This window comes from Desulfobacterales bacterium (assembly GCA_021647905.1).
Lineage (GTDB): Bacteria > Desulfobacterota > Desulfobulbia > Desulfobulbales > BM004 > JAKITW01.
The window spans coordinates 1-9,161 of record JAKITW010000096.1; the positions used below are offsets into that span (position 1 = coordinate 1).

Annotated in this window: 9 protein-coding genes; 8 read left to right on the top strand and 1 reads right to left on the bottom strand. The window is 62.6% G+C overall.

The window, feature by feature from the left end; genetic code table 11:
* The first annotated feature begins 438 nt into the window (after positions 1–438).
* From L3J03_11585 to L3J03_11620, 8 genes are all read left to right on the top strand, one after another.
* Positions 439–2,856, top strand: coding sequence for a tetratricopeptide repeat protein (locus tag L3J03_11585; GenBank protein ID MCF6291621.1), 2,418 nt, complete (start codon positions 439–441; stop codon positions 2,854–2,856).
* A gap of 39 nt (positions 2,857–2,895) precedes the next feature.
* Positions 2,896–3,306 (top strand): flagellar basal body rod protein FlgB, encoded by a 411-nt coding sequence (gene flgB / locus L3J03_11590; GenBank protein MCF6291622.1) that lies wholly within the window; start codon positions 2,896–2,898, stop codon positions 3,304–3,306.
* A gap of 66 nt (positions 3,307–3,372) precedes the next feature.
* Positions 3,373–3,804, top strand: a complete 432-nt coding sequence (gene flgC, locus L3J03_11595) for a flagellar basal body rod protein FlgC (GenBank protein ID MCF6291623.1) — start codon at positions 3,373–3,375, stop codon at positions 3,802–3,804.
* Positions 3,805–3,811: 7 nt separating this feature from the next.
* Positions 3,812–4,108, top strand: a complete 297-nt coding sequence (fliE, locus tag L3J03_11600; GenBank protein ID MCF6291624.1) for a flagellar hook-basal body complex protein FliE — start codon at positions 3,812–3,814, stop codon at positions 4,106–4,108.
* 47 nt (positions 4,109–4,155) lie between these two features.
* Positions 4,156–5,739 (top strand): flagellar M-ring protein FliF, encoded by a 1,584-nt coding sequence (fliF, locus tag L3J03_11605; protein ID MCF6291625.1) that lies wholly within the window; start codon positions 4,156–4,158, stop codon positions 5,737–5,739.
* A gap of 6 nt (positions 5,740–5,745) precedes the next feature.
* Complete coding sequence (fliG, locus tag L3J03_11610; GenBank protein ID MCF6291626.1) at positions 5,746–6,762, top strand: flagellar motor switch protein FliG; 1,017 nt, start codon at positions 5,746–5,748, stop codon at positions 6,760–6,762.
* On the top strand, positions 6,749–7,432 hold the full coding sequence (locus tag L3J03_11615; GenBank protein MCF6291627.1) for a flagellar assembly protein FliH: 684 nt from the start codon (positions 6,749–6,751) through the stop codon (positions 7,430–7,432). The genes fliG and L3J03_11615 overlap by 14 nt, the downstream gene beginning before the upstream one ends.
* Complete coding sequence (locus L3J03_11620) at positions 7,433–8,821, top strand: FliI/YscN family ATPase (GenBank protein MCF6291628.1); 1,389 nt, start codon at positions 7,433–7,435, stop codon at positions 8,819–8,821.
* A gap of 47 nt (positions 8,822–8,868) precedes the next feature.
* On the opposite strand, the gene L3J03_11625 is transcribed toward L3J03_11620, so the two are convergent.
* Positions 8,869–9,024 carry a hypothetical protein gene (locus L3J03_11625; protein MCF6291629.1) on the bottom strand — a complete coding sequence of 52 codons (156 nt, stop codon included), beginning with the start codon at positions 9,022–9,024 and terminating at the stop codon, positions 8,869–8,871.
* Between the last annotated feature and the right edge of the window lie 137 nt (positions 9,025–9,161).

Sequence of the window (9,161 nt, forward strand, 5' to 3'; positions counted from 1 at the left end):
TTCTTCTACCAACGGCCGCTCCATTGAGAAGGGCCGGCTGTTCATAAACAGGCTATCAAGCAGGAACTCGCTTCGCCGCAACGGCGATTCGGAATCCATAAGCATATCATGCCGAAGTTGTTTCAAATTTCGTTTTTGCCGTCACGGCCGCGGCTCAGGGTCCGCTACACCGTTCGCTATAAGAGAAAACCCCTTTCCCGGTCCAACCTCAAACGTACGGGGTTTACCGAAACCTTACCCGCCTTTTGCTTATCTGTTGCGGATTGTCCTGCAATGGGTTGTCCGCGCCGGCAGCGCGCCACATCTCCCGGCTGATTATGGTGTTATTCCCCGGCCCGCCGGCCGGCTGTTTTTTTTGCCGGTGTTGCCGGCGCTGGCACGAAACTGGCAGTATCCACGGCTTAAACCCGAGCCAATTTTTTTAAGTCGAGGTTTCATGTGATCCATACTGTATTGACAGCCTGCCTCTATCTGCTTCTGGCGGCGGCCAATGTCCACGCCGGGGAACGGGCGCTGCTGCAGAACATCGTTAAGAACGAGACCCTGGGGCAAACGGTTCTGGGTCTTGCCATCACTGCGCGGCCGGAGTTCCGGCTCAAGATCTCGGGTCAAAGAATTGACTTGCTGCTGTCCGGCACCACTGTCGGCGCTTCGCTCGGCCGGTTGCCCCAGGACGGTTCGATCCTGCGGATTCTCCTGGCCCAGAAGGGACCGGATCTGCTGGTTTCCTTCCTGCTGGTACGGCCTCCCCGGGGGGCCAGGGTGGTGTCCGGCGGGGGCAAGCATGAACTGGCCTTGCATATCAGCTGGAACAGCGGCACCGGAAAGGTCCGGCCGGCCATTGCCACCCGCCTGCGCGGGGTGTCCGTAATCAACGGCAGCGGCACCAACGTCCGGGTAGTTGTCCGTTCACGCTATGCGCAGCGCTGGAAGTTTTTTTATCAGGAGTACCGGACCCCCATCGGCTGGGATATGCCGGTTCGTTACACCCTGCCCGAACTGCCCGGCCCAGGATCGAAACAGGCCCCGGCCGGGCTATTCCAGCAGGCCTGGCAGCACAGCCTGGCTGGCCGCTGGCCCGAGACCCTGGCCCTGCTGCGCCGGTTGCCCGCGGCCGAGGTGCTGCCGGCTGATCAACAGTCCTATCTTCTGTTGCACGGCGCGGCCCTTATCCAGGGAGGTGATTACGAGTCCGCCCTGGAACTTTACCGGCGGTTCGGCAACGCCTATCCGGCATCTCCGGATCTGAACACCTTCAAGGTTTTGCTCGCCGTCGGCCGGGCCCGGGCCGGCGATCCTTACGGTGCTGCCAGTGAGATCAACGACCTGGCCCGCCCAGGGGGCGAAAAGGGGCAATCCGCCCGGGAGGCCCGGGCCGGGTTGCTCCTTGCCGAGGTGTATCTGGCCACCGGGCGTCCCGGGGAGGCCCTGCAGATGCTGACGCGGATCACCGGCGGCGCCGGCCCGGCCCGGCTCTCCCGGACAGTGCTGCTGCGGACCGCCGATGCCCGGGCGGCCCTGGGCCGGTACGGCCAGGCCCGGGCGGGCTATGGAGAATGGTTGGCCCAGGCGGGTGCGGACAGCCTTGACCCTTATTCACTGGCGCACCTGGCCTTGACCCTTGAACAGCAGGGCGAACTGGCGCCGGCTGAAAAAACCTATATCCGTCTGGCCGGCCGGGTCCGGCAACCCGAAAGACGGGCCCTGGCATTGTTCGCCGCTGCCAGGGTCGCGCTGGCCAGGGGCGCGGCCGGCAGAGCGGCGGTCCGGTTCGCGGCGATCCGCAAGGATTACCCCGGCAGCGAAGGGGCCTTCCGGGCCTGGCTCAAGGAACTCGACCTGATGATGGTTGGGGATGCAAGGTCCCGGGTCCCGGACTGGAGCAATGCGTATAAGGTCATCGCCAGCACCGCCCCCGGCCTGGTTCTGCGCGGGGAAGCCGCATTCAAGTATGCCCTGGCCCTGGTTCTTGATGGAAAAGAACAGCAGGGGATTGGACTGTTACAGAGGTTCCGCCGGGATTTTGCCGGCAGTTCCCTGCGCCGAGAGGCTGAACTCCTGACCCTGGAAAAGCTGGAGCCGCTGGTTACCGAACTGGTGGGCGCGGGCCGGGCCCTTGACGCGCTGGTCCTGGTTGAACAGAACCGTGATCTGCTGGCCACCTATGTCCAGACCCCGGACTTTGTCCTGGCAGTGGCCGAGGCGTTTCTCGATCTGGGGCTGCCCGGCCGGGCCGACCGGGTCTGCGGTTATATGCTCGCCATTGCCGAGGGCACGGCAGCGGAAGAACGGTTTTACCTGCCGCTGGTGGAGTCGCTCTTTGCCGCTGGCCGTTATCAGGAGGTCTCCACTGCGGTACGCCGCTATCGCAAGCGGTTCCCGGCCGGGCAATTCCTGCTCCGGCTGCGGCTTTTCCAGGGCCGGGCGCTTCTGGCCCTGGGCAGGTTGGATGAGGCCGCGACCCTGCTGCCTGAACTTCAGGGGGAAGCCCCGGAGATTTCGATTCTGAGCGATCAATTGCACCTGGCCCTGGCGGTGCGTAACGGCGCGGACAGCGGTCCGTTAGGCGACCTGCTGGCCGCGGCTGCTCCCGGTGACCGGCCCGGGACGCGGTTGCTGCGTGCCGAACAGCTGCTGCGCCAGGGCCGGCCCGGGCCGGCCCTGGCGATTTTCCGGCAACTGATCGCCCTGGATGGGTTGGCTGACCAGGCCCGTTACCGGAGCGCCCAGATCTTGCTGAACCAGGGCGAACACCAGCGCGGGATAAACTTTTTACAGGAACTGGCCGACAAGGGCAGGGACCCCTGCTGGCGGAACCTGGCCCGGGAAATGCTGGCCATGGCCGGGGCAAGATAGTCCCGCGGATCCAGGAAATTGACTTAAGGGAGGAAAGTGATGCCCCGGACAGGCCTGTTTGACCGGACCATCGGTCTGCTGCAGAAGACCTTGGACCTGCGGATGCAGAATCAGCAGGTGATCTCGGCGAATATCGCCAATGCCGATACCCCGGGTTACCGGGCCGTCCATCTACGGTTCGAGGATGGGTTGAAAAGGGCCCTGGCCAACTCCGCTGCCGGGGATGTCCGGGACCCGGGTCCGTTGCCGGCCGCGGCCGGCAACTTCGAACATGTCCGGCCCCGGGTCGTCCGGACCGGCGACCCGGGCGGCATCGGCGACCGTAACGGGGTCGACCTTGAAGAGGAGATGATCGCCCTGGCGGAGAACCAGATGCTTTACGAGGCTGCCACCCAGATGATCAGCAAGAAGTTTGGGTTGCTTCGTTACGTTATCCAGGGAGGCAGATAGCCGGCCCGGTGGCCCGGAGTCGCGCGGCCCGGGATCAATTTCAGCTAAATTCAGGAGGGTGTATCAATGGACCTGTTTGATTCCATGAAGATCAGTTCGTCGGCCATGAAGGCCCAGCGGCTGCGGCTGAACACCATCAGCTCGAATATTGCCAATATCGAGACGACCCGGACCCCGGAAGGCGGGCCCTACCGGAAGAAGGAGGTTGTGTTCCGCAGCACCGGGAACATCTTTGCCCACCAGCTCGAACAGAACCTCCAGGGGGTCGTCCAGGGGGTCGAAGTGGCTGAAATCCGCAACAGCGCCGAGCCGCCCAGGATGATCTACGACCCCTCACACCCCGACGCCAACCCCGATGGCCTGGTAGCCATGCCCGGGATCAGCCTGTTCGAGGAGATGGCGGATATGATGACCGCCACCCGGGCCTATGAGGCCAATGTCACCTCAATCAAGGCTGCCAAGCGCATGGCGCTCAAGGCCCTGGAAATAGGGAGGTAATCAAGTGATGAAAGATATCACCCTGGTCAGTTACCTCAAGGCCCTGCCCCTGGCCGGGCCCGGCGTGCCGGCCGGGCCGGTGGCCGAGGGGTTTTCCCGGACCCTGCGGTCGGCAGTGGCCCAGGTCAACCGGAACCAGATGACCGCCGACCATGCGGTTGAGAATTTCCAGATCGGTGAATCGCGCAATCTCCACGAGGTGATGATCGCGGTGGAAAAGGCCGACATCTCGCTGCGGATGATGGTTCAGGTGCGCAATAAGGTGATTGAGGCCTATCAGGAAATCATGCGGATGCAGGTCTGATTATCCGTCCAATACCTTTTTAAACCTATCTTGAGATAACTATTGCCATGGCTGAAGACATCGGGAAAACCAGCGCGCCCCAGCTCAAAAACTGGCCCAACTCACGCAAACTGCTGCTGATCGTGGTGGCCCTGGTCTGTGTGGGAATTTTCGGGGCCATTATCCTGCAGGCACGCCATGCTGATTACCGGCTGTTGTACGCCAACATGGCCAACGGAGACGGGGCCGAGGTGATCCGTTGGCTCAAGGAGCAGAAGATCCCCTATCGGCTGGAAAACAACGGCACGACGATCCACATTCCAGCGGACCAGGTATATGAAGCCCGTCTGCGGCTGGCAGGTTCCGGTCTGCCCCGGGGCGGGGGGGTCGGTTTTGAAATCTTTGATAAGCAGAGCTTCGGCATGACCGATTTTTCACAGAAGGTCAATTACCTGCGGGCCCTGCAGGGTGAACTGAGCCGGACCATCTCCTCGCTGGCCCCGGTGGAGACGGCCCGGGTCCACCTGGTCATGCCGGAAAAGCGGGTGTTCCAGGCCCAGCAACAGGATACCACCGCGTCGGTGATCCTGAAGCTGGTGCCCGGCTCGGCCCTGAAGGAGAGTCAGGTTCAGGGGGTGATCAACCTGGTTGCGGGCAGCATCGAGGGACTGGACCCCGGCCGGGTGACAGTGGTCGATTCCAGCGGCCGGATCCTTTCCCGGCCGCCCCGGGCCGAGGTCGACGGGCTGGCATCTTCCGGGTTGATCGAGCGTCAGCTGTCGCTGGAACGGCAGTTGGAGGGGCGGGCCCAGTCGCTGCTGGACCGGGCCCTGGGCCTGGGTAATTCAGTGGTCCGGGTGACGGCGACTGTTGATTTCTCCCGCCTGGAACAGACCGAGGAACGCTATGATCCGGACGGCAGCGTGGTCCGCAGCGAATTGGTCACCGAGGAGAAGAGCGGCGGCCAGACGGCTGCCGGGGTGCCCGGGGTGGCTGCCAACCTCAAGAACGGCGGGGTGAGCGCCGGAGCCGCGGGCACGAGCCGCAGCGAGGAAACGGTCAAGTATGAACTGAGCAAGACGGTGAGCCGGAAGGTCTTGCCGGCCGGCGCCCTGAAGAGCCTGTCAGTGGCCGTGCTGGTCGCCGACCGCCGGACCCCGGCCGCGGGCTCGGCTCCCGGCTCGGAGCCCACCTATGTCCCGCGCACGGTTGAGGAACTGGCTGTTATCGAGAAGATGGTGCGGAGCGCGATCGGCGTGGACCCGGCCCGGGGTGACAAGTTCGAGATCAACTCCCTCCCCTTTGAAAACGGGTTCGAGATCGGACCGGTGCGGGAAGCGGCCCCCATGAGCGATATCTACATCTACCTGCCCTTTGTCAAGTACGGGCTGCTGGCGCTGGCCGCCCTGCTTGTCTACCTGTTGCTCGTCCGGCCGCTGCTGAAAATCCTGCGCCGGCCGGACTGGGTGGTGACGCCGCTCAAGACGGTGGGTGAAATCGAGGCCGAGATGGCCGGCGGGACCGGCGGCGAGGGGCAGAAGGCCCTGCCCCTCGCCGCTGACATGGACCTGGGCAAGCGGCTGCGCGAGCAGGTTATCAGCCAGAAGGCGCCCTATGCGCAGATCATCAGATCCTGGCTGCGGGAGGGTTGATCAATCATGGAATTCATGCAGCTGTCACGTCTGTCCGGGGTGGAAAAGGCGGCGATCTTTCTGCTCTGTCTCGGTGAAGAGGCCGCGGCCAAGGTGTTTGAGGAACTGGACAACGGAGATATCCGCAAGATCAGCCGTTGCATGATGGCCATGGACCATGTGCCGGCCAATCTGGCCCGCCAGGTGATCAGTAAGTTTGAAAAGGCCCAGGAAGAAAATGCCGGCATCTATGTCAAGGGCGAGGAGTTCGTGCAAAAGGCCATTGCCGGCAGCAGCAACCCGGAGCGCCGGGAGATGCTCATGGAACAGCTGGCCGCCGGGGTGAGTTTCCGTCCCCTGGAGACCATTGCCATGATGCCGCCGCGGATGGTTGCCGGTCTGCTGGAGCGGGAACATCCCCAGACCGTGGCCCTGATCCTTTCCACCCAGACCCCGGAACACACCAGCAAGATCATCGATTTCTTTGACGAGGATATCCGGGCGGACATCATGTATCGCATCGCCAAGATCGACAAGGTGTCGCCGGAGGTCATCCGCCAGATTGAAGAGTCGCTGCGTGAGGAGATCGGCATGGTGGTCAGCCGGGACCAGCAGCAGGTGGGCGGGATCGACAAGGTGGTCGATATCCTCGGCCGGATGACCAAGGGAAAGGACCGGATCATCCTCGGCCAGATGGAGACCAATGATCCGGCCCTGGTCGAGGCCATTCGGCGCAAGATGTTCACCTTTGACGAGTTGGTCTACATCGACATCCGGGGGATTCAGACCATCCTGCGGGAGATCAACAACGATACCCTGGTGATGGCGCTCAAGACCGCGGGGGAGGAAATCAAGGACAAGGTCTTCAGTAATATCTCCAGCCGGGCCGCGGAGATGATCCAGGACGACCTGGAGGCAATGGGGCCGGTGCGTCTCTCTGACGTTGAAGCGGCTCAGCAGGAAATCATCCAGGTCGCGATGCGGCTCGAGGAGGAAGGCAAGCTGGCCATTCCGGGACGGGGGGCAAGTGATGTCCTGGTCTGAGGTGAAGATCCACAAACAGGCCGCTCCAGACATGTTGCAGAGCCTGCGCTTTGCCGAGGCGGATCTGGCCGTTGCCGCGGATTGCCCCGGCCGGCCCGGCGATGAGTTTCAACTGGTGCAACTCTGCCAGTCGAGCCCGGCCCCGGCCGTTGCCCCGGCCCCTCCTGTTTCCGCGCAATTGCGGGAGGAACTTGGCGGCGCCACCGGGCCAACCGTCCGCGAGCAGCAGGAGCAGGAACTTAACCAACTGCTCGGTGCCCTGGCAACGGGCCTGGGAGAGTTGGACCGTTTGCGGAACAATGTGTTGAAGAACAGTACGCAGGACATGCTCAGGCTGGTCCTGGCGGTTGCCGAGCAGGTCATTCATTGCGAGGTCAAGGCTAATCACGAGGTCATTCTTTCGACCCTGGGGACAGCGTTGCAGAGCGCGATCAACTCTGATGAATATCATGTCAAGGTCCACCCGGACGACCTGGCGGTTGTGGTGGAGAACAAACCCCTGTTTCTGGCCAGCGTCAGCGGCCTGAAGAACATCACCCTGGAGGCCGACGAAAAGGTGAGCCGGGGCGGCTGTCTGATCGAGTCGGAACTCGGCCAGGTCGACGCCAGCATCGAGGGGCAGCTCGAAGAACTGAGACAGCGGCTGCAGGCAACCGTGGCGGACGAATAGATGAAACGTCTGCTGCAACAGGTGCGCACGGTCTCCACTCTGAAGGTGCGCGGCAAGGTCACCAAGATCGTCGGTCTGGTGGTTGAAGGGTATTGTCCGGAGGCCTCGGTGGGTACCCTGTGTGAACTGACCCCGCTCGGCGGCGGGGACCCGGTCCCGGCGGAAGTGGTCGGGTTCCGTGACTCGCAGGCCCTGCTGATGCCGCTGGGAGAGTTGCGCGGGCTCGGACCGGGCAGTCTGATCCGGGTCCGCAGCAGCAGTGCGGCAATGGGAGTGGGGGCGGGCCTGCTCGGCCGGGTCATCGACGCCCAGGGCGAGCCCATTGATGGTTCCCCGCTGCCAGCGCCGGACAGCGAGGTACCGATCTACGCCCTGCCGCCGGGACCGATGCAGCGCCGCAAGATCGACCGGCCGCTTGATCTCGGGGTGGGGGCGATCAACAGCCTGCTGACCTGTGGTCTGGGGCAGCGGCTGGGGATCATGGCCGGCTCCGGGGTGGGAAAGAGCGTGCTGCTCGGGATGATGGCCCGTCATGCCCGGGCCGATGTCAATGTCATTGGCCTGATCGGTGAGCGTGGCCGGGAGGTACGCGAGTTTATCGAACGGGACCTGGGCGAAGCGGGGCTGGCCCGCTCGGTGGTGGTGGTCGCAACCTCGGACCAGTCGCCGCTGCTGCGTAAACGCGGTGCCTTTGTCGCCACGGCGATTGCCGAGCATTTTTCCGCCCAGGGGTTGAGCGTCCTGTTGATGATGGATTCGGTCACCCGTTTCGCCATGGCGATGCGGGAGGTGGGGCTGGCGATTGGCGAACCGCCGACCACCAAGGGCTACACCCCTTCGGTGTTCGCCACCCTGCCGAAACTGCTTGAACGGGCCGGCAACTTTCGCGGCGGCGGGGGGATTACCGGGCTGTACACCGTGCTGGTGGAAGGTGATGACATGAATGAGCCGATTGCCGACGCAGTACGTTCGATCCTTGACGGCCATATTGTTCTCTCCCGGCAGATGGCGGCCAGGAACCACTTCCCGGCCATTGACATCCTGGCCTCGACCAGCCGGGTAATGCGGGATATCGTCACTGCCGAACACCTGGGCCAGGCCGGGCAGTTGCGGGAAATTCTCGCGACCTTTCAAGAGGCCGAGGACCTTGTCAATATCGGGGCCTATGTGGCGGGCAGCAATGCCAAGATCGACTACGCCCTGACCCGGATCAACGCGGTCAATGATTTTCTGCGCCAGGAGATGGACGAGAAGGTCGATCTGGCCGACTCGCTGGCCGGTTTGAAAAACCTGGTCACTGACCGGCGCGAGGGTGATCAGAAGACAGAGGACAGAAGGACAGAGGACAGAGGACAGAGGACAGAAAAAACAGTGGGTAGTGGGCGGTGAAAAAAGTTAATAGTTATTTGTTAATGGTAACGGGATGTTATAATCTCTCACCAATAATCAATAACGTAAACATTCAGTACCCCCCTCATGTCGGGAAAGGGGTCTTCTTCTACCAACGGCCGCTCCATTGAGAAGGGCCGGCTGTTCATAAACAGGCTATCAAGCAGGAACTCGCTTCGCCGCAACGGTGATTCGGAATCCATAAGCATATCCTGCCGAAGTTGTTTCAAATTCCGCTTTTGCCGTCACGGCCGCGGCTCAGGGTCCGCTACACCGTTCGGTATAAGAAAACCCCTTTCCCGGTCCAACCTCAAACGTACGGGGTTTACCGAAACCTTAC